This is a genomic window from Methanosphaerula subterraneus (genome assembly GCF_052055875.1).
Lineage (GTDB): Archaea > Halobacteriota > Methanomicrobia > Methanomicrobiales > Methanospirillaceae > Methanosphaerula > Methanosphaerula subterraneus.
Map to the genome: position 1 here is coordinate 467,358 of NZ_CP170508.1, position 26,217 is coordinate 493,574.

At 53.9% G+C, this 26,217-nt stretch carries 20 protein-coding genes; 3 read left to right on the forward strand and 17 right to left on the reverse strand.

Annotated elements, in window-relative coordinates:
* Positions 1–56: 56 nt before the first annotated feature.
* The 5 genes from ACFKSJ_RS02175 to ACFKSJ_RS02195 all read right to left on the reverse strand — a co-directional run bounded on the left by ACFKSJ_RS02175 (position 57) and on the right by ACFKSJ_RS02195 (position 4,261).
* Positions 57–1,280: a multidrug effflux MFS transporter gene (locus ACFKSJ_RS02175; RefSeq protein ID WP_440950634.1), complete on the reverse strand. Its 1,224-nt coding sequence runs from the start codon at positions 1,278–1,280 to the stop codon at positions 57–59.
* Positions 1,277–2,218: an MBL fold metallo-hydrolase gene (locus ACFKSJ_RS02180; protein ID WP_440950635.1), complete on the reverse strand. Its 942-nt coding sequence runs from the start codon at positions 2,216–2,218 to the stop codon at positions 1,277–1,279. Before ACFKSJ_RS02180 ends, ACFKSJ_RS02175 begins: the two co-directional genes overlap by 4 nt.
* A 6-nt stretch (positions 2,219–2,224) precedes the next feature.
* Complete coding sequence (locus tag ACFKSJ_RS02185) at positions 2,225–2,857, reverse strand: DUF2284 domain-containing protein (RefSeq protein ID WP_440950636.1); 633 nt, start codon at positions 2,855–2,857, stop codon at positions 2,225–2,227.
* Positions 2,858–2,908: 51 nt separating this feature from the next.
* On the reverse strand, positions 2,909–3,289 hold the full coding sequence (locus tag ACFKSJ_RS02190) for an HIT family protein (RefSeq protein ID WP_440950637.1): 381 nt from the start codon (positions 3,287–3,289) through the stop codon (positions 2,909–2,911).
* A gap of 78 nt (positions 3,290–3,367) precedes the next feature.
* Positions 3,368–4,261, reverse strand: coding sequence for a cyclase family protein (locus ACFKSJ_RS02195; protein WP_440950638.1), 894 nt, complete (start codon positions 4,259–4,261; stop codon positions 3,368–3,370).
* 87 nt (positions 4,262–4,348) lie between these two features.
* On the opposite strand from ACFKSJ_RS02195, the gene ACFKSJ_RS02200 reads away from it, so the two are divergent.
* The gene (locus ACFKSJ_RS02200; protein WP_440950639.1) at positions 4,349–5,833 is read left to right on the forward strand and encodes a helicase HerA-like domain-containing protein; all 1,485 of its coding nucleotides are present in this window, start codon (positions 4,349–4,351) and stop codon (positions 5,831–5,833) included.
* A 9-nt stretch (positions 5,834–5,842) separates the two neighbouring features.
* Here the strand turns inward: ACFKSJ_RS02200 and ACFKSJ_RS02205 are convergent, their stop codons facing one another.
* The 11 genes from ACFKSJ_RS02205 to ACFKSJ_RS02255 all read right to left on the reverse strand — a co-directional run bounded on the left by ACFKSJ_RS02205 (position 5,843) and on the right by ACFKSJ_RS02255 (position 23,575).
* The gene (locus ACFKSJ_RS02205) at positions 5,843–7,204 is read right to left on the reverse strand and encodes a phosphomannomutase/phosphoglucomutase (RefSeq protein WP_440950640.1); all 1,362 of its coding nucleotides are present in this window, start codon (positions 7,202–7,204) and stop codon (positions 5,843–5,845) included.
* A 34-nt stretch (positions 7,205–7,238) separates the two neighbouring features.
* Positions 7,239–7,988, reverse strand: a complete 750-nt coding sequence (gpmA, locus tag ACFKSJ_RS02210; protein WP_440950641.1) for a 2,3-diphosphoglycerate-dependent phosphoglycerate mutase — start codon at positions 7,986–7,988, stop codon at positions 7,239–7,241.
* 354 nt (positions 7,989–8,342) lie between these two features.
* On the reverse strand, positions 8,343–9,098 hold the full coding sequence (locus ACFKSJ_RS02215; RefSeq protein ID WP_440950642.1) for a class I SAM-dependent methyltransferase: 756 nt from the start codon (positions 9,096–9,098) through the stop codon (positions 8,343–8,345).
* An 89-nt stretch (positions 9,099–9,187) separates the two neighbouring features.
* Positions 9,188–10,372: a phosphoglycerate kinase gene (locus tag ACFKSJ_RS02220; RefSeq protein ID WP_440950643.1), complete on the reverse strand. Its 1,185-nt coding sequence runs from the start codon at positions 10,370–10,372 to the stop codon at positions 9,188–9,190.
* On the reverse strand, positions 10,347–10,862 hold the full coding sequence (locus ACFKSJ_RS02225) for a hypothetical protein (RefSeq protein ID WP_440950644.1): 516 nt from the start codon (positions 10,860–10,862) through the stop codon (positions 10,347–10,349). The genes ACFKSJ_RS02220 and ACFKSJ_RS02225 overlap by 26 nt, the downstream gene beginning before the upstream one ends.
* Before the next feature lie 187 nt (positions 10,863–11,049).
* A complete protein-coding gene (locus ACFKSJ_RS02230) occupies positions 11,050–13,218 on the reverse strand; it encodes a DEAD/DEAH box helicase (RefSeq protein WP_440950645.1) in 2,169 nt (722 codons plus the stop codon).
* 20 nt (positions 13,219–13,238) lie between these two features.
* A complete protein-coding gene (locus ACFKSJ_RS02235) occupies positions 13,239–14,564 on the reverse strand; it encodes an ATP-binding protein (RefSeq protein ID WP_440950646.1) in 1,326 nt (441 codons plus the stop codon).
* Complete coding sequence (locus tag ACFKSJ_RS02240) at positions 14,561–17,164, reverse strand: TerB N-terminal domain-containing protein (protein ID WP_440950647.1); 2,604 nt, start codon at positions 17,162–17,164, stop codon at positions 14,561–14,563. The genes ACFKSJ_RS02235 and ACFKSJ_RS02240 overlap by 4 nt, the downstream gene beginning before the upstream one ends.
* Positions 17,165–17,416: 252 nt before the next feature.
* Positions 17,417–20,620 carry an AAA family ATPase gene (locus ACFKSJ_RS02245; RefSeq protein WP_440950648.1) on the reverse strand — a complete coding sequence of 1,068 codons (3,204 nt, stop codon included), beginning with the start codon at positions 20,618–20,620 and terminating at the stop codon, positions 17,417–17,419.
* Complete coding sequence (locus ACFKSJ_RS02250; protein ID WP_440950649.1) at positions 20,610–21,902, reverse strand: metallophosphoesterase family protein; 1,293 nt, start codon at positions 21,900–21,902, stop codon at positions 20,610–20,612. The genes ACFKSJ_RS02245 and ACFKSJ_RS02250 overlap by 11 nt, the downstream gene beginning before the upstream one ends.
* Positions 21,903–22,291: 389 nt before the next feature.
* Positions 22,292–23,575, reverse strand: coding sequence for a 2'-5' RNA ligase family protein (locus ACFKSJ_RS02255; protein WP_440950650.1), 1,284 nt, complete (start codon positions 23,573–23,575; stop codon positions 22,292–22,294).
* 270 nt (positions 23,576–23,845) lie between these two features.
* Between ACFKSJ_RS02255 and ACFKSJ_RS02260 the strand changes: the two genes are divergently transcribed.
* On the forward strand, positions 23,846–24,994 hold the full coding sequence (locus ACFKSJ_RS02260; protein WP_440950651.1) for a CAP domain-containing protein: 1,149 nt from the start codon (positions 23,846–23,848) through the stop codon (positions 24,992–24,994).
* On the opposite strand, the gene ACFKSJ_RS02265 is transcribed toward ACFKSJ_RS02260, so the two are convergent.
* Positions 24,987–25,133, reverse strand: a complete 147-nt coding sequence (locus ACFKSJ_RS02265) for a hypothetical protein (protein ID WP_440950652.1) — start codon at positions 25,131–25,133, stop codon at positions 24,987–24,989. The two genes, ACFKSJ_RS02260 and ACFKSJ_RS02265, sit on opposite strands and share 8 nt — an antisense overlap.
* Positions 25,134–25,336: 203 nt before the next feature.
* Between ACFKSJ_RS02265 and ACFKSJ_RS02270 the strand changes: the two genes are divergently transcribed.
* Positions 25,337–25,906, forward strand: a complete 570-nt coding sequence (locus tag ACFKSJ_RS02270) for a hypothetical protein (RefSeq protein WP_440950653.1) — start codon at positions 25,337–25,339, stop codon at positions 25,904–25,906.
* The last annotated feature ends 311 nt before the right edge of the window (positions 25,907–26,217 follow it).

The window sequence follows — 26,217 nt, forward strand, 5'->3', positions numbered from 1 at the left end:
GATCATTCTCTGTGAAATCTCAATAATGTTCCTTCTTCCTCTGCATCCCGGACCGTTCACCGCATTGAATCGGGGACGTCCCGGGCGATCTTCAGCCTTCCGATCAGCAGCCAGAGGCATCCGCAGAGCAGTCCGATGATCAGGTTGACCAGGCCGAGGGCCAGGACGGGGTCGGGCCAGTCCTGCGAGATGAGGATCATCCCGACGCTCCCGAGCAGCAGCCCGGAGCAGCCGATCAGCGCCGAGGCCGAGCCGGTGTCCCCTTTTTGCTGCTCCAGCATCAGGTGGGCCCCGGCCGGCCGGACCCCGCTCCCGAGGATCGAGGCCGGCAGCAGGGAGAGGGCGAACGCCCAGGGGCCCAGGTTCCCGAGCCAGCAGACCAGCCCGCCGCTGAGGGCCATCCCGGCGAAACAGGCGGTGACGATCCCGTTACGGTTGAAACTCCTGGAGAGCCTGATGTAGAGGAGGGGGCCGGCGATCAGGCCGAAGGCGTTCAGGGCGAAGAAGTAACTGAACCCCTGCCCGCTCAGCCCGAACCCGTCCTGGTAGATGTACGACGATGCGGCCACGAACGAGAGCGAGGCCGTGCTGACCAGGGAGAAGGTGAGGAGCAGGGAGGTGAACCCCGGGTTCTTCAGCACGGTCCCGAGCCGGCCGAGGACCATGACGACGCTCCCGGTGTACCGGTGGGCGAGCGTCTCCTCCAGCGCCAGCACGCCGGCCATCGAGAAGAGGCCGATGCCGGCCAGGGTCCAGAAGATCCCCCGCCATGAGGTGAAGGTGAGCATGTAGGCACCCAGCACCGGGGCGACGGCCGGGGCGATCACCACCATCGACTGGACCACGGCCAGCACCGACTCCCGCTGCCTGCCGTCGAAGAGGTCCTTGACCATCGCGGTGGCGACGGCCGAGGCCGCACTCCCCCCGATCGCCTGCAGGATCCGGGAGAGGATCAGGAGGTAGATACTCTCCGAGAGGGCGCAGGCGCCGCTGGCCAGGATGTAGATGGTCAGCCCGACGAGCAGCACCGGCCGGCGGCCGTACTTGTCGCTGAGCGGGCCCCAGAAGAGGAGGCCGGCGCTGAAGAAGAGGAAGAAGAGGATCAGGGTCAGGTTGGTCAGGTGGACTGAGACCGAGAAGTAGTCCCCCATCGTCGGCAGGGCCGGCAGGTAGAGGTCGGTGGAGAGGGGGACGAACGCACTGAGCAGGGCGACGAGGGCGACGACCCCCTTATCGCCGAGGTAGCGCTGGTGCCGGTCAACGGCGGGTGCGTTGGTCATGGGAAGACGTAGGTGGTGCCGACGGTGTTCAGGATGAACCGGTCCGGCATCGCTGCGGCGAACGCCCTGGATGCGTTCCAGCCGGTGCAGTGCAGGGGGACCAGGCAGGCCGGGGCGATCTGCTCCATCGCCCGGACGGTCGGTGCGATGACCGGGTCGCCGGCCGGGCCGCTCAGGTGGCAGCCGCCGAGGACGGCGTGGACCTGTTCGGTGCCGGCCAGGTGCATGGCGTACCGGACCGTATTGATGATCCCGGCGTGGGCGCAGCCGCTGATCACCACCAGCCCCCGTCCCTTCAGGTCGACGATCAGCCCCTGGTCGTCCCGGAACGGGTCAGGCTGCCACACGCCGTCGATCCTCGCCTCCAGCCGCGGGGCCCCCTGCTCGAAGGGGGTGGTCCGGGGGATCTCGCCGGTCATCAGGACCAGGCCGTCGGCCAGCGGTGCGGGGCCGGCGGCCGTCCGGAGATCGACGCCGAGGTCCCGGAGGGCCTCCCGGTCCAGCCGGGGCATCGGGTCCGGCCCCTTCACCGGGTCGTTCTTCCGCCGCTGCAGGAACGCGTCCGGGTGGAGCGACAGGGGGGTCCGGGGTCCGATCCGCTGCAGGGCCGCGTACAGCCCGCCGAAGTGGTCGAAGTGGCCGTGGCTGAGCGCCACCTCCCCGATCTCCCTCCAGTCGATCCCCAGGCTCTCCGCGTTCTGCAGCAGGCAGGTGGCCGAGAAGCCGCCATCCATCAGGATCCGGTGGGTCTCGTTTCCGGCCTGCACCGTGATCAGGCAGGAGAGGCCGTGCTCGGCGAGGAGGGGTTTCGTCATCGACGAGAACCGGCGGCTGTCCGGCCCGCCGCTCGGGGTCACCAGGGCGTCGGCGTGATTGTCGACGAGGATGGTGATCTCGAGCCGGTCTGCCTGCCGGAGGTGGACGGTCTCTGATGTCATGGCCCCTCAGTCGATCAGCAGCAGGGCCATCGGTTCGGCCCGGCCGGTGATCGGGAATCGTATCGGCATCCCCGCCAGTTCCACGGTCTTCTTCATGTTGATCCCGACCGCGTGTTCGGGGATCCTGGCCCTGGTCGGGTGGAGGCAGACGCCGTTCTTGATGTTGCAGGTGTCGCAGAGCCGGCAGGAGCCGTTCACCAGGGCGAGGGCGAAGGTGTGGCCGCTGTTGAAGGCGAGCTTCTCCAGTTCGAGCATCACGTCGAGGATCCGCGGGGAGTCGGCAAAGTACTCGGACCAGAACCTGGCCGCCTCCTGCTTTGTCTCCTCCGGGGAGTCGGGGTCCAGCCAGGACTTGTAGATCGAGCGGATCAGGTCGTCGTCGGCCTGGGCCGGGGACTGGAACTTCACGATCAGGGCGGCTGAGTACTCGCTCAGGATCTTCGCGAACTCGTCCGGGGTCGGGACGTGGGGTGGGCAGGTCAGCTTGTTGCCGTAGCCCTTGCACCCTGACCGGCACTTCAGGGTGACGCGGTGCTCGACGACGACCAGGTCGGCCGGGATCACCTTCGCCTGCAGTGCCCCCCACTCCTCGGCTGCGGCCCGGAGGAAGTCGAACTGTTTGAGGTCAAGCTGACTCATCGAGACGGGTTGGTTTCACACCCGGATAAAGGGTGTGGATCGCCGGAGCACTCAGTACACCCGCCGGCCCCGGATCACGCCCCGGACACCGCCCCGGGGGTCGTCCATGTCCCCGCGGTACCGGGGGATCAGGTGGACATGGAGGTGCATCACGGTCTGGCCGGCGGCCTCTCCGCAGTTCACCCCGACATTGTACCCGTCCGGGTGGAACGTTCCGTCGATCAGCGACTTCGCCTCCTGCAGCAGCCGGGGGAGCTCGATCATCTCCTCCTCCGTCGCCTCGAAGAAGCCGGCGACGTGCCGGCACGGGATCAGCAGCAGGTGGCCGGGGCTCACCGGGTACCGGTCCCATTTCGCATACCAGAGCCGTCCCTGCAGCACGACCTCCTCCGCCGCCGGCCCGCAGAACGGACACGCTCTCATCCCCTCCATTCGTCAAACCCCCGGATCTCGATCAGATTCGATCGCCGGTACATATAGATTGTTCGGGCCGGCTCTCCTGGATCGGAATCAGGGCAGGATTGCGAAGACCCGGGCCGGGAACCCTGAGCCCCCTTCCGGTTTCGGAACCCCGACCACCACGAGCGCTCCCGTCTCGGGTACCTGGTCCAGGTTGGTCAGGAACTCGACCTGGTAGTGGTCTGTCGAGAGGACGTAGGTCTCGAGGGCGTAGTCGTCGCGGCTGGTCGACGTCCCCGGGTCCGTATCGGAGGTCTCATGGCCTGAGGCCGCGATCCCCCGCTCCTCGTAGAGGTAGGCGAGCACCTCCCGGCTCCACCCGGGGTAGTGATCGATCCCGTCCGCTCTCCAGTTCTCCATCCTGGCCGCGTCGGGCCATCGCTTCGACCAGTCCGTCCGGAGGGCGACGAAGGACCCCGCCGGCACCGGCCCGTGCCGCCCCTCCCAGGCCCGGACGTCCTCGAGCGTCACGGTGTAGTCGGGATCCCGGGCCACCTGCTCGTGGACGTCCAGCACGACGAGGGGCAGGACCATCTCGTGAAGATCGATCTGATCGACCGACCGGAGCCCCTCGACGAAATGGGACGGGGCGTCGACATGGGTTCCCCACTGCCCGACGTGCGTGTACGACTGGGTGAAGAACCCGCTGCCGAGGGTGCCGTTCCCGGGACGGTAGTCAAAGAGCGTGGTCCGGTTCTCAGCGGGAAATCCGGGCCAGTGGGGGATCTCCTGGTTGAAGGTGTGGGTGAGGTCGACGTACTCCCTGGTCTTCAGGGTCTGCCAGGCCTGGTCCAGGGTCTGTTCCCGCTCCCCGACGAGGGCGGCGGCGAGCAGGACCGCAGCGAGGACCGCCAGAACGGCGATCACGGTAGGGATGACAACACGCAGGTTCACGACAGCACGTCCTCTCCCCGGTTTCACCAGCCGGGAGGGTTCGATGGTCATACGATCATCGCTGGCGGCGATGAACCTTCCGGTTTTCCCCACCCCCTGCAACCTTTATCCCTGTCGTCTTCCGATACCAGTAGTACTATGTCCGATCCAGTGCTGATTGCGAAAGGAGCGACGGATATCTGTATCCTTCCCGAGATGATGAGTCGACACGGCCTGATTGCCGGGGCAACCGGGACCGGGAAGACCGTAACACTGCGAATCCTGGTCGAAGGACTGAGCAGGATCGGCGTTCCCGTCTTCCTCGCAGATATCAAGGGCGATCTCTCCGGCATCGCTCTCCCCGGGGGAGGGAACCCGAAGATCGACGAGCGGATCCAGAAACTCGGCATGACCGACTTCTCCTATGGCGGGTATCCGGTCATCTTTCGGGACCTCTTCGGGGAGGCCGGCCATCCGGTCAGGACCACCATATCCGAGATGGGCCCCCTCCTGCTGAGCAGGATCCTGGACCTGAACGAGACCCAGGCCGGCGTCCTCTCGATCGTCTTCAAGGTGGCCGATGACAACGGTCTCCTGCTGCTCGATATCAAGGATCTCCGGGCGATGGTCGTCCATGTGGCGGAGAATGCCGGCGCTATCAAGGTCAAATACGGCAATGTCACCACCGCCTCCACCGGGGCGATCCTGCGGGGTCTTCTGGCGCTGGAGGAGCAGGGTGCGGACCGGTTCTTTGGAGAACCCGCCCTGGAGGTGACGGATATGATCCGCATGGTGGAGGGAAAGGGCGTGGTCAATCTCTTTGCCGCCGACAGACTGATGCAGTCGCCGAAGGTGTACTCCACCTTCCTGCTCTGGCTCCTCTCGGAGCTGTATGAGAACCTGCCCGAAGCCGGCGACCTGGAGAAGCCGAAGTTCGTCTTCTTCTTCGATGAGGCGCATCTCCTCTTCAACGATGCGCCGAAGGCCCTTGAAGAGAAGATCGTTCAGATCGTCCGGTTGATCAGGTCGAAGGGGGTCGGGGTCTACTTCATCACCCAGAGCCCGTCCGATATCCCCGAAGACATCCTCGGCCAGCTCGGAAACAAGGTCCAGCACGCTCTCCGGGCGACGACCCCGAACGAAGAGAAGGCAGTGAAGACCGCGGCCCGATCGTTCCGGCAGAACCCGGCGTTCGATACCCAGAAGGCGATATCAGAGCTCGGCATCGGGGAGGCCCTGGTCTCGGTGCTCGATGGCCAGGGGACCCCGACGCCCGTCGAACGGGCGTTCATCATTCCGCCCACGAGCAGGCTCCAGCCCCTTTCAGGCGATGAACGAAAGGAGATCATGAAGAGTTCTCCTGATGCCGGAAAGTACGACACCGCGATAGACCGGGAATCCGCCTATGAGAAACTCGCCCTGAGGGCCGAACCGGAGAAAGAGTCCGAGCCCGAAAAGAAGAAGAGGACGGCACCGACGACCGGGCGGACAAAGACCGGTGCCCCGTCCCGGTCCGGAAGAGCAGATCAGCCGATGGAGATCGCCGGCGACATCGCGAAGAGTGTGGCCAGGAGCGTCGGCACCCAGGTGGGGCGGTCGCTTGTTCGGGGGCTGCTCGGCTCGCTCGGTGGCAAGCGGTGGTGATCGCCGGGTTCACTCTTTTTTCATGCGCATCGACGGGTCTGCGCCGAGGATCACTCCGAGGACCTCCTGCTTCTTCTGGTCCAGGAGGGGTTCGGTCTCTGCTTCGAGGTTGAGCCGGATCACCGGCTCGGTGTTGGACGGCCGGAGATTGAACCACCAGGTGTCGTACTCGACGGTCAGGCCGTCGAGCCTGTCGGTCTTCGCGTCCCTGTACTCGTTCGCCAGGGACGCGAGGATGGCGTCCTTCTGCTCGACCTGCAGGTTCAGCTCCCCGGTCGAACGGTACTTATGGAGGGGACGGACCAGGGACGAGAGCGGCGTATCGTTCATGGAGAGCACGTTTGCCATCGCAATCATGGCCATCAGCCCGCAGTCGACATACCCCAGGTCCCGGAAGTAATAATGGCCGGAGAGCTCGCCGGCGAAGGGCGCACCCTCCTCCCGCATCTGCGCCTTGATGAACGCATGGCCGACCCGGCAGCGGGTCGGCGTTCCGCCGAGGCGCCGGATCGTCTCGGCGACGACCCGGCTCGAACGGAGATCGTACAGGATCCGGGCGCCCGGTTCCCGTGCCAGGAAGAATTCGGCGATCAGCGCCGTCACGATGTCGGCAGGGACCTGCCGGCCCTGCTCGTCGACGAAGAGGCACCGGTCGGCGTCCCCGTCGAAGGCGACGCCCAGGTCGGCTTTCTCTGTAAGGACCCTCTCCTCGAGCTCCCGTGCGGCATCCCCGACGAACGGGTTGGCGCCGTGATGGGGGAACCGCCCGTCCGGTTCCCCATTAAGCGGGACCAGGTTCCATGCCGGCACCCGGTCGAAGAGCCTGCCCAGCTCCGGCCCGGCAGCACCGTCCCCGGCGTCGACGACGATGGTCAACGCTCGCTGCCCCTGGACATACCCGGCCAGTTTCGCCAGGTACCGTTCGGTCATCCCGGTATCCTCCGGGGGGCTGCCGGACGCAGCCGGCGGGACCGGGGGCAGGCCCCTGGCGATCTCTTCGAGTTCGGGCAGCCCCGTATCGCTGCTCAGCGGGACCGCATTCCCCCGGCAGAGCTTGAACCCGTTCATCTCCCCGGGCAGGTGGGAGGCCGTCACCATGACGCCCCCGTCGAACGCTCCCTCGATGATGGCATAATAGAGGAGCGGCGTGCTGACCATCCCGATATCGGTGACCGCACCGCCTGCCGCGGTATACCCCCCGGCAAAAGCCCGTGCCAGGGCCGGCGACGAGAGGCGCACGTCGCGGCCGATCACGATCCGGCCGTTCTTCAACAGCCGGGCGAACGCGTACCCGATCTTCCCTGCCGTCGCCTCGTCCAGTTCGTCGGGGTAGGAACCCCGGACATCGTATGCCTTGAATATGCCGCTCATGGTGATCGCTCTGTCATGGTGAATAGGATTCTCTCTATCTTCGGATCGTCGCCTGGCCGGCGACCGATGCTGTCGCCCGCCGGATCTCCTCCAGGTCGCCCAGGTAATGGTGACTGACCGGGTTCAGGGTCTCATCGAGCTCGTACACCAGCGGGAACCCGGTCGGAATGTTGATCCCGGCGATCTCGTCGTCGGGTACATCGTCGAGGTACTTGATAAGGGCGCGGATGCTGTTGCCGTGGGCTGCGATCAGGACCCGTCTCCCCTCCCGGACTGCGGGGGCGATCGTCTCCTTCCAGTACGGCACAACCCGTGCCAGGGTGTCCTGCAGCGACTCGGTGGCCGGCAGGTCCTCCCTCTTCATGCCGGCGTACCGGGGGTCGAAGACCGGGTGCCGCGGGTCGGAGACTGCCAGGGCCGGGGGGCGGACCGCGTATCCCCGCCGCCATGCCGCGACCTGCTCGGCACCGAACTTCTCGGTCGTTTCGCGCTTGTCCAGCCCCTGCAATGCCCCGTAGTGGCGCTCGTTCAGCCGCCACGAATGATGCACCGGGAGGTACATGAGGTCCATGTCGTCGAGGACGATCCAGAGGGTGCGGATGGCCCGTTTGAGCACGGACGTATACGTGACATCGAACGAGAACCCGCCCTCCCGGAGGAGCCGGGCGGCCCGGTGGGCCTCTTCGATCCCCTGCTCGGACAGGTCCACATCCGTCCACCCGGTGAACCGGTTCTCTTTATTCCACAGGCTCTCGCCGTGGCGCAGCAGCATTACCTGTTTCATCTCGTATCTCCTCTTCTGATGACGGTTGCTCAATGAAGATCGTCTCCAGATACAACTTTCTGATATACTCTTTTTCCATCCTGCAGGTGGAGATGGCTGGCTGAGCATCCTGTACAGCATCCTCGCGGATGGATGTCAGCTCCACCAGAGGGTGTACGCCCGTCCCCCATTGCCTCCGATCTGTTCAGGAATTGGCGGGCAACGGTCCAGTTCTCTCGCCATACAGCTCCACCTATGAATCCGATACTACCTATAAAGAAATATGCCAATTTTTCAAATTTTGACATGGCTGATTGTAGTCGAAAACCGAAATTGGGGCTCTGTTGAAACTCTAATATAAACAAATAACTCAATTCAGTTTTGTTTTGTCGCAACGACGATGTAGTACGTCCTGGGTGGTGCAAATCTCTGATACCAGGACTGTTGCGGTTTCTGCATCTCGCGGATGTACATTAAATCTCGGAAGCAGATGCCTGTGAACCCTGTGTGCTCCAGGTCGGATACCATTGTCTTCTTCGGTACTCCTCCGTCATAGGGAAGCCGGCTCCGGAGTTTTTTATCATAATGACCGCCATGGGTATGGCCAAAAACCCTGGTCAGCCCGTCGCTCACTAACCGTTTCGCCCAGATTGAAAAGGTCCTATCCTTCCATACACCATCGATGATCAGCACCACACCCCCTACTTTTAAGACACGGTGCCATTCCTTCAGGGCCATCTCCGGGTGAGGGAGCGTCCAGAGGAGGTGCCGGCTGACAACCACGTCAAAAGATCCATCATTGAACGGAAGGTGTTCGGCATCCGCCCTCCTTAACTCAATCGAAAGTTTTTGTGCATACGCTTTCTCGCGTGCTTTTGCCATCATCCCATCCGAAAGATCGACCCCGGTAACCTGATGTCCCATCTCGGCAAACAGAAGACCCATAGCACCCGTTCCGCACCCTACATCAAGTACCTTGAGTGGCGATTCTGGTAGGTTCCGGTTCAGTTCCTGTTTCCATGCGACCTTCTCTTCTTCGGTCCCGATCCCATGGCCTGGACAACAGTCATACATACCTGACGAGTGGTCCCAGCTCTTCCGGACGGCATCCTTGATGTCGTGGTCGATCATAGTGATACCAGATTGTGTATCGTTAATTATGATGATATACTGGCTCTGGTGCAACCCTCTCATTATACTCCACTATCCCCTTCTCTCCATCACCTATCAGCGAGGACCGCGATCCCGGGCAGGACCTTGCCTGAGAGAAACTGAAGGGAGGCTCCCCCGCCGGTGGAGACATGCGTCATCCGGTCGGCCAGCCCGAGCCGGGTGACGGCCTCGGCCGTGGACCCGCCCCCGATGACCGTCGTGGCGTCGAGGCCGGCGAGGACGGTGGCGATGGACCTGGTCCCGCCGGAGAACTGCGGGATCTCGAATACCCCCATCGGCCCGTTCCATGCCACTGTCCGGCAGGTTTCGAGCTCTTTCGTGAACGCCGCGATGGTCAGGGGGCCGATATCGGCGATCATGCAGTCGGCCGGGATCTCCCCTGCCTTCACGACCCGGGCGTCTGCACCGGCATCCAGGTTCTCGGCGACCACCAGGTCCTCCGGCAGCAGGACCCGTACCCCGAGCGTCTCCGCCTCCTGCAGGATCGTCCCGATCAGGGCTATTCTGTCGGGCTCGACCGGAGAGGTGCCGACATCCAGCCCCCTGCCCTTCAGGAACGTGGCGGCCATGCCCCCCCCGACGAGGACGAGGTCCACCTTCGGGAGGATGTTCTCCAGGATCCCGATCTTCTCCCCCACCTTCGCCCCGCCCATGACGGCGGCGAAGGGCCGGGCGGGATCCTCGAGCAGACCGCCCATCTGCTCGATCTCCTTCTCCATGAGGAGGCCGGCGACGCAGGGGAGATAGGCTGCCAGCCCGACGACGGAGGCATGCGCCCGGTGGCTCGCGCCAAAGGCGTCGTTGACGAAGAGGTCGGCGAGACCGGCGAGCTCGCGGGCGAACTCCGGATCGTTCTCCTCTTCGCCGGGGTAGAACCGCAGGTTCTCCAGCAGGACGAGGTCCCCGTCGTGCATCTCAGCGACGGCCCGCACGACCCCGGGGCCGATCGCCTCCCGGAGCGTTTCGACCGGCCTCTGCACGAGCTCCGCCAGGCGCCGGCCCACCGGTCCCAGCCGCAGGTGCTCGTCGACCCTGCCGTGGGGTCTCCCGAGATGGGAGCAGAGGATGACCCGGGCCCGATGATCGATCAGGTACGTGATCGTGGGGAGGCAGGCCCGGATGCGGGTGTCGTCATCGATCGTTCCGTTCGGGTCCATGGGCACATTGAAGTCGACCCTCACGAGCACCCGCTTTCCGCCGACATCCTCATCCCTCACCGTCTTCTTCTGCATGGTTCTCTCTCCTGAATGATCCCGGGTCTCCTGGTACCGGTTGTTCGGTGTCGACGTCAGAGCCGGCCGGAGTTATGTCTTCTCCGGTCGGCGATGATCGCTCTGTCGACTCGACCGTCGGGCTGTGTCTTCCAGTATCCCGGACGGGGGATAAATATTCCGAACACGGGGGGTGCGATGGCGGGGAAGCCGGGTCCCCCTCGCGGGTATATTTCGGCCAGGTGCCATTCATCCCGCCGGTTGGGTCACCACCGCGAGTCGGCACCGGAAGGCGATGTTGTGCCGATCCGGGCTTCTCTGTTGGATGAACCGGAGGCTGTCGACCGGGGGAGGAGGAGAGCCGCCACATCTCGATCAATGGGCCGAGCGGGAACTTGACCTGCTTCTGTTTCAGATGAGTGTACTCCTGCGACAGGTCGATCACGGCCGGCCGTCGCGTTCGATAGATCTCATTGATATCCTGGAACCGGTGAAGTTCGCGGGTGCTCATCTGGTGTGGAGATTGGGGGTGGGGGTGATGATGGGGGGCGATATCCTCGCTGGTTTCGCCGGCGGAGAGTGGGGGTTTGGAGCTGGTTGTTGTTTTTAATTGGGATTTGAAAGTTCTCTCAAGGTCTTTAATGGGAACTGAAGCGGATGAACAGCCTTATGGTTGTGTCCCAACGAAGATTCACCGATTATGCAACTAAATTGTCAATGATTTTCTTAATGTCGCTGTCTAAATACTTCGTTGCGTATGCGTATGCCAAAAGATCCTCAGGTACAAACCTGTCATATTTTTCATGTTCTAAGTTGCCAATATTTTGTGCGATTTCTAAAAGTGAAGGCATATTCTCTTCTATTCCTGAAAAGAACTTGATAACATTTTCAATCTTAGCTCCTGAAAATTTTAGTGCTATTTCGCAATCTTCGATATCAAATCCTCCATATTGTGCTCCAATTTTTGCAAGAGTGCGGTTTTTCGCGGTACCGGTCCAGGTAAACCAGAAAATGTCTTTTCCATCAACAACATAATTTTTTGAAAGAAGGCTTGCATTTTGAGCGGCATTTCGTGCCATCTGAAGCATTTCTCTCCCTTTTCTATCGAGATACGGTATTTTTTGATTTGAGAGAAGTATGTCCCTCATCTTTTCTCGAATTCTGGGGTGAATATCAGAGAAAGAGGCACCCTTGAATTTTGGAACCTTTGCTGCTCGTGAAGGAATTACCAGAATCTCTTTCTTTTTAAAATCAATACTTTCAATTTCCCATCTCTTTCCTGCAAGGATTAGATATTTTCGCACTTCTAACCCGGGAGTGTATGGAATACTTCCAATTTTTCTTCCATGATGAATGACATCAAATTCTGAAGTTGTCTGAAATACTGCATAAAATTCCATACTTTTAACTATCATCTCTCCTTCCAATCCAAGAATAAGGAGTCCGTCCGGAGTCTGTTCAATCAGGTCTGATTCTTTCATTGTTCGAAGAATTGAAATGAATTCTTCTTTAGTAAGGAAGGTGAATGTCCCTTTTTTAATTAAAATTTCAAATAGATGGAGAAGATTAATTCCTCCTTTTTCCTTGATAACACTAAGAATCTGCTGAACGAAAGTTGAATAATATTTGTAATCAGAATTTGATGGCTCGTACCATCTTTCAAACATCAATTCAGACATTGCAATTGCCTGTATTAGATCCGGGAATAGTCGTTTAATGAGATCATCTGATTCATATTCAGTGATGAACATTATCATCTCTGAACTTTCTCCCTCCCCTCTTCCACTCCTACCCAGCCGCTGAACCAATGAATTAACTGACCAGGGTGCTCCAACCTGCCCGATTCGAGAGATGTTCCCTACATCTATACCCATCTCTAGAGTACTCGATGTAAAACACGATGTGAGTGAATTTGTTTTTAATTGTAACTCAGCATCTTCTCGCTCCGTTTTAGACAGAGATCCATGATGGATCCTGAAAAAGTCTGGCTTCCCCTCTCGTTCGAGTTTTCTTCGAACAAGATCAGTCATCTCCTCCAAACTTTCTCTTGAATTGATGAAAACCAGAGATGAATGACGATAAAAATATTTGATCAGGTCATTCGAAATGTCTTGAGATGAATTATTGACTTCTTCTTCAGATCTCACTTTGGGATCTTCTATACCCAGTAAATATCCTTTAATCAAATACCGGATATTCCGATCATTATTGGGATCGTCAATAATCTCAACACTTTCTGGATTATTAGGCATTAACCATTGCTTCACAAGGTTAGTATCTCCAAAAGTTGCTGAAAGCCCAACAATTCTAACTGGAGCAAAACTAAATGCTGTTGCCCGAGATATCAGACTTCGAAGATGAGCACCTCTCTCAATTCCAATAAATGAATGCATCTCATCTATTACAATATATGATAATCCAGAGAATAGGTGTGATAAATCATCTGAATGATTGATGAACAGTGATTCTATCGACTCAGGGGTAATGAGGAGAACTCCTCTTGGGTTTTTAAGGAATTTCTTCTTTTTGTCAGATGATATATCTCCATGCCATTTAAAAACTGGAATTCCAGAGAGATCACAGAGACGCTCTAATCGCTGGAATTGATCGTTAATGAGAGCTTTTAATGGACCAACATATATTGCCCCAATGCCCATATCTTGATTGTCAACAATTTTAGACAAAATCGGGAGAAATGCTGCTTCAGTTTTACCTGCAGCAGTATTTGCAGATATAACCAGGTGATTTGTTGATTCAAACACTGCAAATATTGCATCAATCTGAATCGGACGTAAATTTGTCCAATTCATCTGATATAGTTTATTTTGAATTGTTGGGTGTAATAAAGAAAATGCAGAAGGTTTCATGATACCAGTGAATAATCGACCTAGAGTTTAAATGAGACCAATTCGTCATTATCATCGTTTGATATATTGATAGGTGAATCACTCACATTTGATTCTTTTTTTGAGTCTCCAGGTAATATGTTAAGAATCTCTTGCCAGGATGAATCTGGATTTTGTTCAATCACTGAAAGAAAACCTACAAATTTTTTAACGACATCCCCTGGGGTCATATAAAATTCTGAACCCAAAGTCTGGGCGCAAAAAGTCATAAATCCAGTAATACCTTCATCAGGGATCAGATTTTTTGTAGGATCCCCTGATGCGAAAACATTCCTTACATTGTGAAGAAGAATGTATGTATCCTCCGGAGTAAGATTGTCAAGACGAATCACTGGCCCCGAAAAATCCTTCCTTCCCTCCCGTGCAAACTCATTTTCAGAGAGTCTCCGAGCTAATGCATCATAACTCATGAGTCCCCGCCTTCTATCTAATAAAAATTCATCAATTCCAGCAAACATGAATCCAATGCTCTTCACATTTCCTTGGAGTGAATCATTGAGAATTCGAAGGATCATCTCGTAATTGGAATTTCGAGCCTGAGAACTATTAAGCCGATGGGAGAGAACACCCATTTCATCAATATTTACCAGAAGTCCATTGTAGCCAGCCATCCGAACAAAAGATCCCCACAGTTTTAGATAATCGTAGATTGTGGAATCATTAATGATGGTTCGTACTCCTAAATCATGATAAGCTTCAGTTTTTGTGATATACTCACCACTTAACCAACGAATCGCACAACCTTGAAGTATTTCATTTTGTGAAAAATATCCTTCATAATATTTCGCTACAACTGTCGCAAAATCATATCCAGATACTAGATCTTGCAGTGGTTTTAATTGACTATAGATCGATTTCGTTATATCTGCTTGATCCTTTCCTTCTTCTCTCAAGGTGAAATCCAGATCAGAAATCCACTTTTCAACAACACTGACCATGGCGCCCCCGTCAGGTTTAGCCTTGGTGGACATGTTATGCATAAGTTCTGCGTAGAGTTGCCTGGCTTGACCATTTGATGCATGCAATCGTCTATCTGGAGTAATATCTGCCTGAGTAACGACTAATTTTTGCTCTAATGCAACAATCCTGCTCAAGTTGAGGAAAAAACTCTTTCCAGATCCATATTTACCAATAATAAAACGAATTGACGCACTTTCATCCTTGATTTTAGAAATATCAGTTAATACAGCTTTTATTTCTTCAGCCCTGCCAACTTGAATATGTCGTAATCCAATTCTAGGAACGACCCCTGCACTAAGTGATTGGATGATGGCAGTTCGTTCACGGGTTTTAATAGATGTGGTCAATTCGCTCCCTCCTCGATTTTGGTTTTAATTTCAGAATTGATTGAGATCAAATTTTCTTCTGTCGATTCAAATAGAATATCTCCATAATTCTCTTCTGACCAGGTATTGATGTCTTCGACCGCTGCATCAAGCATAAATCCATTATTTCGAGAATATTTTTGCATTTCGATTTTTGATAGTTCTGTTTGAGTTAAAATTCCCTTTAAAAAATTCGAATATTTAGGATGAAGCCCGAGGTAATTTGTTCCAGATGATTCTTCTTGTTTTATTGGAGAATCTGATTCATTGGATTTTGTGGTCTTTGATACTGCACCGTGTTCTTCAGAATAATCTAATAATTCCTCATCTTCTGGTATGATTACATCTGAAAGGATCTTTTGAATTTCGCGAGTATCGATGAATTTTTCCCGTAGTAGATCCGGGTCTAATGTAAAAAATGGTTTATTTGATATTGGTTTTATTATTAGCTCTCCAGTTCTGACCGATGAAGAACGGGAAATTTGTATGGGCTGTTCATCAGGTTGTGAAGTAAGATCAGATGGGAATAATACCTGAATATCATTCTTTCCCAAGCCCATCGCCTTGAATATTTTATTAAGAGCGTTATACTCACTCGGGTCAAGTATTCCATCAGCTAATGCCAGATCCCGCAGATACCCAGCAATAATCAATTTTTTATCGTCAGATAAATGCTCTTTTAACCGTGTCCCTAGCCTCTCGAGAGATGGAGGGTTCCGAATAAGAATCTGTTGATATTGCTTTAAGCATGCAACATCTAAAGAAGTCAGTTTAAAAGATCCAAAAATTACCCTATCAAGTTGTTCCTGCTCTTCGGGGGAGAATTTTTCATCAGCCAGAGCGATGCTCATTCCGAGTTCTAGGATGAAAGCTACCGCGGGATATGTATCAGAAGTAAATGTTCTCTTGTCAGGTAAAGGAAATAGAGCAACTGGATCATCCCATCGATAAGGTATTCCAGTAATTCGATGATCAGGAATTAATACATAACCTACATCACGTGCAGTTGAAAACAGTAACTTACTTTGAGTGGGTGTAAGTCGTTCTCTCTTTTCTATTGGGATTAATGTAGCAAGAGAATTGACTGGAACGATTATCGAATCATCTTCACTATTAAATTCTGCAATTACTTGATCCCATCTTGATTTTTCTGGATGATCTAATTCCTGCTTTAAAGAATCTGGAAGTGCATGATATGCTTGTGATGTAAGTGCAGGGTCTCCTTTATTGATCTTTCGTGAAGCAGGTTTGAGCTCTTCAATTGTTTCTGCCCAAATCGAGAAGATTTTATTGAATTGACTCTTTTTACCAAGAGGATTATTAATCTCCACTGGCTCGATTCGGGTAACTCTTGAGTTCCCCTGATAATTGTAGATTAAGGAGGGACTGGCAGGTCGATATTCAATTTTAAACTTCCGAGCAGATGGTTCAATTTTGAATCCACCTGGGAATTTAGATATGAATTTTGTCTCAAACAGTTGTTTGAATTGTATTGGTAATTTATGAGTTATTACAGATTTTGGCGCCTCAGGGATGGTGTTTGCAAGGGAATAGGCTAATTTCCAGGGGATTGCCTTGTTTTGATTAATGTGCCATGAAAGAGCAACAAGAACCCGATCGTAGGACAAAGTTAGGAGGTTGGGGAAGTATTGTGAAAAATTGTTCTCAGATATGAAAGATAGTTGTTGAGCTGCAATATAAGCCAGAAAAGACGAGAGATAAGAATTAAATGAATTGGATGTTGTATAATTCTTCAATAGTAAATTTACTTCCGGAATTATCACTGAAATATCCTTTTTTTCATTTAACGCCCGGTATTCCAACCCATAAAAAAATAAAAATGCATATCCGATATCAGACAATTCTGTACTTCTCCCACTGGAAAGCCATTCAAGATAGTTTGCTCTTTGATCAGGACTTATTGATGAGTAACGAGGCCAATAACCCATAGCCCCTTTCGGTTCATCAACAGGATTTCCAATGGGAAGGTTTAGGTTGATACATGAAGCTTCAATATTTTCAACCTGAAGTGCAGTCCAATATAAAAGTGGATTAGGGATTAAATAATTCTTGATTTGAATTTCTTTAGAACTTCCAGTCCAGTTGATTACTGCTAATTTCGAAGATTTTTTTTCATCTGTGATACTCGTTGATTCATTTTTTGAAGAATCAATAACTGGCCGTCTTGTATCGGGATTTAAACCTTTTTCACCCCAACGGATTGTCGCATGCCCAGATCCAAGACCTGATGTGGAAATTTCTGTGACCTGTTTAAGTTGAGTATCATTATTTGAGTAATTTTTTCTGTCCAATATATAGAGTGGCACGAATATTATCCAAAGAATTAATGTCAGTATTGGATATATTATTGGGTTTGGGCCAACACCGTTGTTTTGCCCTTTAATTATTATTGCATCCAAAAAAATTACCGTTGCTTGACAAAAAATTGTCAAAACAACCAATCCGGGAATATATTTATAAAAGGCTAGTGAAATTATGCTAAATAAAAATAAAATTCCAAGAAGAATCCCACAATTTGACTCTTTTCCAAGTAATGGTCGATTTTTCAGATCCGAAGACAAAAGATCATCCCTTCGTATGTAACGAACTATTGAGGAGATAATACTTTAAGAATCATTCTTTTTTTACCTAGGTTTATTGGCACCGTCTAAATTTTATATTTAATTTCTGAATTTGATTAAAATCTCTTTCTCTTATGTCGATTCAAAAAAGAACCCCCCTATTTCTCTTCTGACCAAGTATTGATGTCTTCGACCCCAAAAAGAAGGGATTTTTTTCTTGAATAATCTCCTCTATCACCCAGTGGAGGGAAATCAACTCTCCACAGGTTCAGGGGTCTGGGGTTCACTAGGCTCTTTGAAGGCAGATGATGCCGTTCCATCTGAAAGTTTTACAACAGTCGTCCCCCGAACCTCCTCTGTCAGCATCGCCTCTGTCGCTGGATGGCAGGTGAAGTACAACACCTGGTGCCGGCATGCCAGTTCACCGATCGCTCGGCAGGCTTGACGAGAGCGTTCCGCGTCAAAGTTGACGAGGACATCATCGAAGATCACTGGCAGCGATGAGGCTGTCTGGGTGTATTCATCGATATAGCCAAACCGGATCGCTAGATAAACCTGTTCAGCCAAACCTCGACTTAACTGGGGGATCTCCTTCTGGCGCTCCCCTGCCTCCACGATCACTGGTTGGGATGATCCGAGCGGGTACTGGATGCGGAGATACCGACCCCCTGTGATCGCCTGCAGGTACTCCGATGCACGCCGTACAACAGCGGGCTGCCGTTCCTGCTCGTAGTAGGCAACCGTCTTCTGAAGCATATCCTGCGCGATCATCAGTCGGATCCAGTTCCGTGTCCTGTCATGAACCTGTTCCATCTTATCGGCTCGTTCAAGGGCAAGCTTTGACTGATCCTGCGAGGACTCCAACTGGTTCAGTTCAGATTGCAACTGGCCAATACTCCGGTCGATCTTCTCTTTCTGTCCGGCGAGGGAAACCTTCGCAGCCTCCAATTGATCAATCTTCAGACGGAGTTCCTCTGGCTGAATCAACGCCAGTTCATGAATATAGGTTTCAAGTGATTCTCCTGTCCCAACCTGAAGCCGAATTCGCTTCCTCGTAACCCGGATGTTCTCCTGAAGTGCCGAACGCTGCTGCCAATCCTTTGACTTTCGGAGGAATTCATCGATAGAGGTACTCTCCCCTGACGAGAGGAGGGTGGCGATCTCAGCGTCTTTATCAACAAGGGCAATTCGGACCTTCTCGAGCTCGCTTTCGATCCGCATTCTGTCACGCTGGTGAGCTTTGAGGTCTACAGATCGTTTCTCCATCTGGTCTGCGGACGCTTCACACGCCTCTAGAAGAGTATCCAGTGATACAGCGCCGGAAGTCTCAACCGACCGACCGCAGTCATCGAGCAGTTGTTGTGTGGCCGCCTCAAAGTCAACAATTGACTGTGAGAGTCGGCTAACACGTGCCCTGATACCGTCGAGCGAAATAAGCCGTTCGCGGGCCAGATCTATCCGACCAAGCATATCTCGAACAGCCTTCGGTGATGCATCCGCATCCAGCCCCAGAGGAAGGATGGTTGACCCCCATGCAGTCCGGAGCGTCATCTCCTCGCTCCTCATCGATTCGATGGCGGTGTTCAACTCATCGATCTGGGATCTAATCGACCCGAGTGCAGTCTCTCTGGTGCTCATCTCCCGTTTCAGCCGGCTCATCTCCTTGAGTAAACCCTCGGAATCCCGCAGTTCCTCCTCGAGCTGGGCAAGGTCGGCCGGATTCGGAAAACGATTGATACCCACAGCACGGGCGTCCGCGATGAGTTGGGCACTCTGTGTAGAAAGTTCTCGTTCAGCAGTGGTAATCAGGTCGGCCAGGCTTTGGATATTCTCCATGGCCCCAGCAAGATCAGTCTCAACAGACGATGCTGGTCGTCGGGCAGCCTGTATGTAGACTCCAGCGGCGGCGAGCATAACGATGAATGCCACTGCTCCCGCCGCTGCCGCACCGGTCAGCAAGCCGGTAAATAGCACAAGGACACCCGCTCCGCCCATTAGAAAGACAGGCCACTGTGGGATCGGTGAAGAAAGAGGCATCGTCTCGCGACGCATGGCCGCCTGCTCCCGGAGCCGGGCTAGATCACTCTGTTTCTTATCAAAGGACGCGAGCTCGGCCTTGAGCCGTGTCACAGTGGAAAGGTGCACCCGCACTTCGTCAGGCGTCATGGAGACGGAGATCTCCTCCTGCTGCTTCCTGAAGTCGTCCACCTCCAACGTTAGCCGGTGAGCGTCCTTCTTCTCCCCTGTGAGTGCTGATTCGCTGACCTGGCGTTGCGCGGCCACAGTCAAGGCAGCTTCCTCGTACTGGTCGACTTCCAGTCTTAGAAGGCCTGATCTTGTTCCCCAGGCTCGCAGACGTTCCTCATCCCATTCATCCCCGATCTCCGCGAGGCGGTCTTTGAGATCGCGGGAGGCTAACTGCCCCCGTTCCTCGGTCTCCCGCAGGTCTTCAAGGTTCTTCCTGTAACTCTCTATTTGTCGGTAAATCTGCTTGATCGCGTTGCGATGCACCAGCAGAGATTCATCTATCTCGATCGCCTGCTCATCGTTTAGGCTCTGCTCACGGTCCTTTTCGAGTTTAACCTGTTGATCATGAAGGTGTTGTAGGCCCTCTTGGAAACGATTTATAGTTGTGGTTCCATCCTCAGGGAAGGAGGTCATCGCGGGCAGAGTTGCCAGTTCCTCCTGCGCCACTGAGAGTTCTTGCCAGTCAGACCAAGCTCCGGAGAGCATATTCTGTCGGGCGAGCGCTCGATCTGTGTCGGTTCGCTCTTCCTCAATCCGGGCGCTCGCCATTTGGAATTCCTCCAAGGCGGCGATCTTCTCGTTGAACAGGATGGTTCGGGCCTGAAGTTCGCGGAGGGTACTGTCTGTCCCCTCAATCTCCCTCAAGAGTGAATTGATTAGAGGTTTACTCCCTCCTGATTTGAAGAGTTTAGCAGCTTCCTCATCAAGACTGTCATGGATCCCAGTCAGGGAGATGTCACCAAGGCCGGCAGCTGCGTTAAAGAGTGCCTGTTTAATTTCGTCCGACTCAATAGTCCTGTACTCCTCGAGTTCCGAGAGTCCAAAGGCGAAAATATTCGTATATACATTCTGTTTGGCCCCGCCGAGAATCCGGTCGAGAACCTCGTCGCTGCCGACCGTCCCATCCGGCAGCATAACACGGGAATGCTTGTAGTGGTGGTGGCGCTCGACAACAAACCGGATGCCGGATTCGTCACGGAGGACAAGCCGTCCTCCATGCTCTCCTCCTTCAATGGGTGCATAGTGATTGACGTTCTTCTTCTGCTTGAAACTGGGGAAGTCAAAAAGTATCCGTTGGATGAAGGCCAGGAGGGTCGACTTTCCTGCTTCGTTCGCCCCCTGAATCACAATCAGACCGGGGCCAAGGTTCCCGATATGGAAATTGTGGAACCGGCCGAACCCGTCAATGGCGATCTCTTCAATCTGCATGGTAATCCTCCAGCATTCTGTCGAGAAGGATTGCTTCGGCTTCATCGATCAGAGTGGTGAGATCCTCTGAAGGATTGAGGTTGCAGTACCTTTTCCAGCGGAAGTTTGTAAGGAGAGGCGTAAAGGTGGTTTGCATCCGTTGCTGCTCCTCGGCATCTCCTCGGATTTGGTCAGAAAACCGAAGGAGATCTCCTATGAAGTCCTGACGGGTCAGTAACTGCTCGCGTTCAACGGGCGGGCGTGTTTGGTCTGTGATGCGCTCAAGCCAAACAAAGGGCGGTTCCAAACCCTCCTCGTTGCGAAGGGCTACGAGGAGATCATCAACCCTGCCATGCAGATCTTGGTGAAGCGGACCTTTCCCAGCCAGGGTGACACGGCAGATGAGGGAACGCCCTCCAGCCTCTTCCTGTTTGGCGTCGAGATCAGTAAGAATTCGATCCTGCAATTCATTTATCGTCTCGATTCCGTCGATTCGGATCTCAATCTCGCACCACCTGATCGTGTCGGTCTCCAGGAATTCTGGTTGGCATTGCCCTTGCACCACCTTCACGAGGAAGCAACCGCGGGGACCTGCCTCATTTATGTCACGGCCCTGAGGGTTCCCAGCATAGACCACAGTTGGAGTCTGGTCGTGGAGAATGGATTTAGCATGAATATGTCCGAGGGCCCAATAGTCATAGTTTAAGGCGAACAGATCTGGTAGTTTGCAGGGTGCATACGGTTGATGGCCGGTATCAGACCCGATGTTACAGTGAACAAGGCCGATGGTTGTAGGCCATCCCTCCTCTCGAATGGGGAGGTTTCGGATTAGATTCTTCTGAACCGATCCCGTTGGATGGCTGACCCCGATGACCTGTGCTAAATGATCATTATCACGTTTGTATGGGATCACTTCAGGGGTATCAGAGAAGATATGAATTTCATCGGGATACCGGAGGCGGGCCGACCAACTATTGAGTGGGTCGTGGTTCCCATGGACAATGAATGACTGAATTCCTTCCCTGGAGAGACGAACTAGCCCATTCCGGAGGTGGAGCTGTGCCCTTAAACTTTTATCAACTCCGTCATAAACGTCACCTGCGATCAACAAGAAGTCAACATTGTGGGCGATAGCCTGATCGATGATTGAATCGAATGCAGCGAACGTCGTATTGGAAAGATGCTCATGAAGCCTCTTATTCTGTGCGAAGAGTCCTCGAAATGGGCTGTCAAGATGGAGATCAGCACAGTGAATGAACTTCAGAGGGGTCTCATTGCAGGTAGAGATAGGGGATGAAGTCATGTGATCACTGGAAAAATGATATGATGAACGATTCATTGGAGACAATAAATATGTTCCGAAACAATTCTGAAGGAAAATGAGGGCTGAATAAGGGTACACCTTGCACCTGATTTTTTAATCATTGATGATCTGTATCAGGATGCTGAAGGTTCAAGAATTGGATGCCGAGCTCTAACAGGTACTTTAGTTGTATCTCCTTCGTCCTAACCGCCACCAACAGCCGAATCAACCAGTGCCGGCTCCCCGTTCGTATACCCTCAGAAAACAAGTGAAACGACATAATCAACCGCGGGTTAACGACTGATCCACCCGGATCCCGATAACGATCGCCACGAGCATCCACTATTCTGATGGTAATTATTGAAGGAGATGGTGTGGCACCATGATGATTAACACTCCCGAATCGTCCAGATCGGTTCCGATCTGGTTTTAATGAGATGGCAGACGAATGGAAGCGAAACCGGCTGATAGTCGACTAATTCGACGCTTACATTAATCTTCCGTTTGATCGGGTCAAAGAACGGATAACGCCGCAGATCGTTATTATGTGCATGACCATGGATCGTCCATCCATCAAACTCTGATGATTCCACCCGGGTCTTCGGGTCATGGATCAACCTGAAGTCGATGCTGGCATACTGGAGGAAGAGATCGTTCCGTGCATTCGGAAGATGTTCATCATGGTTTCCTTTAATGTAGGTGATAGTGCCATTCAATCGGCGCTGGTATTCCCTCGCCGTCTTTTCACCAACAGCGAGATCTCCTAGAAAATAGACCGTATCATCTGGCTTCACGCGATGGTTCCAGTTTCTGATCAACACTTCATCCATTTCATCAACATTCTTCGTCGAGAATGGTCGGGCACAGTATCTGATGATATTTCTATGACCAAGATGAAGATCGCTGACGACGAACTCAGTCGGACCAGGGATATGCCTGGGGGTCGAGAGTTCAATCCCTCGGTATTTCCGGTAGAACAGGAGTGTTCTTGCATACTCCCGGCCGCTGATCGATTCCTGTCGAGATAGCCATCGTTTCTGAAGCAGATCGTACTCCTTGAGAATCATCTTCTGATTCAGCACGGTGATCCGAAGTCCGGTTGCCGGAAGATACAGGGGATTTCCATTTCTTCCATCATGTTGTTGTTTTCCAAACAAGAGGGCAAGAAGTCGGGACCAGAGAGAAGGGGATAGGTTCCTGGTCCCCTGTTCCGCTCCACTCACATAGGTCATTACGGAACGATACATCCTATCCGAGAGATGCATTGCCAGCGTGACATGGAACCACGGGTCGTGAGAATTGCAATCCCATTGATTCTTCGGGAACGTGATTGGACAGAGGGAAGCTTGTAGCTGACGGTGGAGTGCACTCAACTCCTTCGAGGGGTCGACCTTAAAGGCAATAACCCGGCCGTGGGGAGTTTTCTTTTCATCCCAGCCCTTGATGGTGAAGGGGATATCATAGATGTTGCCCGCAGCCTTCTCGATAATGCGCTGGACATCTTTGAGATTATATCCATTCTTGAAGTCGAACGGGCCAAAGAGTGTCAGGTGAGGAACCTGGTGGCATTCTTTTCCGAGTCGGAACCGGTCTTTTACATCCCGAATAATCAAACGAAGTTTCGGATCGACATACTCTAACCGCAATTCGATGAAGAACGGGTATGATTCCATAGCCATCAATAGTAACGATATTTCCTTGAATCTATCGAATTGGTTTTAACGACTGATCTCTGGTGGAGATGTGCGATCGTTCTACTCCGGTTATCGCCGCCAGGTCGACAGCCATTACCGAAGGCCTCGATGACAGCCGGCTCTGCAACATCAGGAATATCATTTGATTGATGGCAAAGAAAATGAAATCGATACCCTTAATCGTAGGTGCGCAATACTCACCAACAGAAAACCGTGCGACATAATAGCGTTGGATATGGTCCGAGTCGGGTGGCCATCATCGGGATCGTGAGCATCATAACCGGATTGCTCCTCCCGATCTTTACTCTTGATCCGAAGGCGAGCGAGGCGCTCTCTCTAGCAGGAGTATGGTTCCTCGTTGGGGCGTATATCTGGTATGCTCTGAACATCTTCGATCTCAGAGCAGCAGGATCAAAGGTAACAGCCATCCTGATGCTCACAATCCCTGGTGTTCTCTATCTTTCTGAACCGATCGTGAAGATGGAGGTCGTCAACAACCCCGAAGCCGCGGTCTCGATGGTGGTTACCCTTGCCCTTGGATCTATGGTCGCTTCTGGGTTTCTATGGTTACTCTCCAGACTCAAACGAGAAGCGCTCCATTTTTTTAATCGGCATGAACGACGTAAACGATGGCCGAGTGCGACCTGGGTCATTGTCTGTGTCTTCATGATCTCGTGCTATTCACTATCATTGACACCACTTTTTCCGAATGGCGGAATAGATACCGGCTCTGTTCAGGATCTCTCGGATCTACTCCAAGATGGTGGGCTGCTTCAGGATCCAGGAATACCGATACCAACAATCCTACTTCCGGCAGTCTCCTTCACATTGCCAACATCCATTCCCGAATCTCCCTCCTCCAGAAGTACCATCGACAATTCAGAGATCAGATCCCCTATTACCATCTCCTCTCCTCACGTCACTCTCCCGCAAGCGAACGGAGATATCACGACGCTTGAGCAACGGATCTTTGCGTACACGAATCAGGAGCGGCAACAGCAGGGGCTTCCGACCCTTCAATGGGATGCGGCGCTGGCGTCAATTGCGCGAGGACACAGTCAGGATATGGTCACGAACAATTTCTTCAGCCATACGAATCTACGCGGACAGGACCCGACTGCGAGGGCATCTGCCGCAGGTTATGCTATTCGACGCGATCTGGGCGGAAACAGATACTCAATCGGGATTGGAGAAAATATCGGCAAGATGCCGACGGGCAATGTCATTGGTCAGGGTTATGTCAATAATGATCCCGAAAGCATTGCCCAGGCGATGGTCCAGGGCTGGATGGAAAGCCCGGGTCACCGACAGAATATCCTGAACACCCAGTATGTTCGGATCGGTGTCGGTGTCGCCTATGATGGTACGTATTATTTCGGGACACAAAACTTCATCTGAGCAATGCAGTGAGCCCGGTCCGGCAGCGTGCACTGCCCAGCTGAACAGAACGCCGGCCGCCGGGACTCTTCTTCAGCAGGACGACGAGCCCGAACCGGACACCAGCTGGACCGTGGACCCAGGAGACCAGGATTACCACAGCGGCCCCGGGTCGACGGCGGCGAGCCTCTCCCGACCCCGCCGGCGCCCTTCCCCAAACCACGGCTTCCCCTGCCGAGGAACAGGATGCGAGCGCGGCCGGGTGGCTGGCGACCGGGAACGTTCCCGGTGAGGCCGTCCCGGGATACTGCTCGCCGGCACCTGGAGAATCCTATTTATGATCTTTTCGCGTATGCCTCAAGCATGCAGATGGAACAGGTATTCAATGACGGATCGTCGCTCTTCTGGTACGAACCCGCCGATCTCCACCCCACGACACTGGTATTCTGGTACTCGGAATGTGGCGAAGCGGGCGGCCCGTTCGAGCTCTCGCTCCTCTTCCTCTGCACATCGTTCGACGACTTCCAGACGATGGTGCGGAACAGTGCACCGATGGCCGGGGCGCCGGTCGACGAGATCCAGGCGCTCTGGACCGACCTGAGCGACCATGCCTTCCAGGAGTCGCCCGCCACCGCCGCCGTTGGCTTCGAAGTGCAGGGCACCATCCTCGACTACCTGGCCGATGACTATTACCAGCGACTCATGCTGGCCATGCTCGCCTTCTACTGCGAGAACAAGAACTGGCAGGACACCCTCGGACCGGAGCCGGCCGTGGTCGCGTCCCGGCTCGAAGGGAAGACGGCGCTGGCGATCCCCGGGGACGAGGACCTGGTCGCCCTCGCCATCAACCTCTTCAACAAAGGTGCGGACGCTGAGGTGGATGTGGAGGACGAGGAAGACGAGGACGAAGACGGAGAAGAGGAAGAGGAGTGAGACCCCGCAGAGCCACCGGGTCCAACCCGACCATCGCCTCTGCTGCAGGGCCGGCGACGGACGTGACCGTGCCGGTACCGGTCGTCGACCAGGGGATCGTGCGAATCAGTGCAGACGTTCGCGGCGATCGCCCGGGCAGGCATGTATGTAATGCGACACCGGGATACGTGTCAGATTGGAGAGAAAGATGGAATTTATAGTGTTGAACGCACCATCCCTGGTCAATCGTAGACTCAGAGGAGTCGGAGATTGACCCATTTTGGGATTCGATGCGTTAAGACTATTCGCAGAGTCCTCCGGACTCTTCTCAT

What these genes read in the sequence shown, in the direction of transcription:
- ACFKSJ_RS02175 (WP_440950634.1), bottom strand. Translation starts at nt 1,280, where the DNA reads ATGACCAACGCACCCGCCGTTGACCGGCACCAGCGCTACCTCGGCGAT.
- ACFKSJ_RS02180 (WP_440950635.1), bottom strand. Translation starts at nt 2,218, where the DNA reads ATGACATCAGAGACCGTCCACCTCCGGCAGGCAGACCGGCTCGAGATC.
- ACFKSJ_RS02185 (WP_440950636.1), bottom strand. Translation starts at nt 2,857, where the DNA reads ATGAGTCAGCTTGACCTCAAACAGTTCGACTTCCTCCGGGCCGCAGCC.
- ACFKSJ_RS02190 (WP_440950637.1), bottom strand. Translation starts at nt 3,289, where the DNA reads ATGGAGGGGATGAGAGCGTGTCCGTTCTGCGGGCCGGCGGCGGAGGAG.
- ACFKSJ_RS02195 (WP_440950638.1), bottom strand. Translation starts at nt 4,261, where the DNA reads ATGACCATCGAACCCTCCCGGCTGGTGAAACCGGGGAGAGGACGTGCT.
- ACFKSJ_RS02200 (WP_440950639.1), top strand. Translation starts at nt 4,349, where the DNA reads ATGTCCGATCCAGTGCTGATTGCGAAAGGAGCGACGGATATCTGTATC.
- ACFKSJ_RS02205 (WP_440950640.1), bottom strand. Translation starts at nt 7,204, where the DNA reads ATGAGCGGCATATTCAAGGCATACGATGTCCGGGGTTCCTACCCCGAC.
- gpmA (WP_440950641.1), bottom strand. Translation starts at nt 7,988, where the DNA reads ATGAAACAGGTAATGCTGCTGCGCCACGGCGAGAGCCTGTGGAATAAA.
- ACFKSJ_RS02215 (WP_440950642.1), bottom strand. Translation starts at nt 9,098, where the DNA reads ATGATCGACCACGACATCAAGGATGCCGTCCGGAAGAGCTGGGACCAC.
- ACFKSJ_RS02220 (WP_440950643.1), bottom strand. Translation starts at nt 10,372, where the DNA reads ATGCAGAAGAAGACGGTGAGGGATGAGGATGTCGGCGGAAAGCGGGTG.
- ACFKSJ_RS02225 (WP_440950644.1), bottom strand. Translation starts at nt 10,862, where the DNA reads ATGAGCACCCGCGAACTTCACCGGTTCCAGGATATCAATGAGATCTAT.
- ACFKSJ_RS02230 (WP_440950645.1), bottom strand. Translation starts at nt 13,218, where the DNA reads ATGAAACCTTCTGCATTTTCTTTATTACACCCAACAATTCAAAATAAA.
- ACFKSJ_RS02245 (WP_440950648.1), bottom strand. Translation starts at nt 20,620, where the DNA reads ATGCAGATTGAAGAGATCGCCATTGACGGGTTCGGCCGGTTCCACAAT.
- ACFKSJ_RS02250 (WP_440950649.1), bottom strand. Translation starts at nt 21,902, where the DNA reads ATGACTTCATCCCCTATCTCTACCTGCAATGAGACCCCTCTGAAGTTC.
- ACFKSJ_RS02255 (WP_440950650.1), bottom strand. Translation starts at nt 23,575, where the DNA reads ATGGAATCATACCCGTTCTTCATCGAATTGCGGTTAGAGTATGTCGAT.
- ACFKSJ_RS02270 (WP_440950653.1), top strand. Translation starts at nt 25,337, where the DNA reads ATGCAGATGGAACAGGTATTCAATGACGGATCGTCGCTCTTCTGGTAC.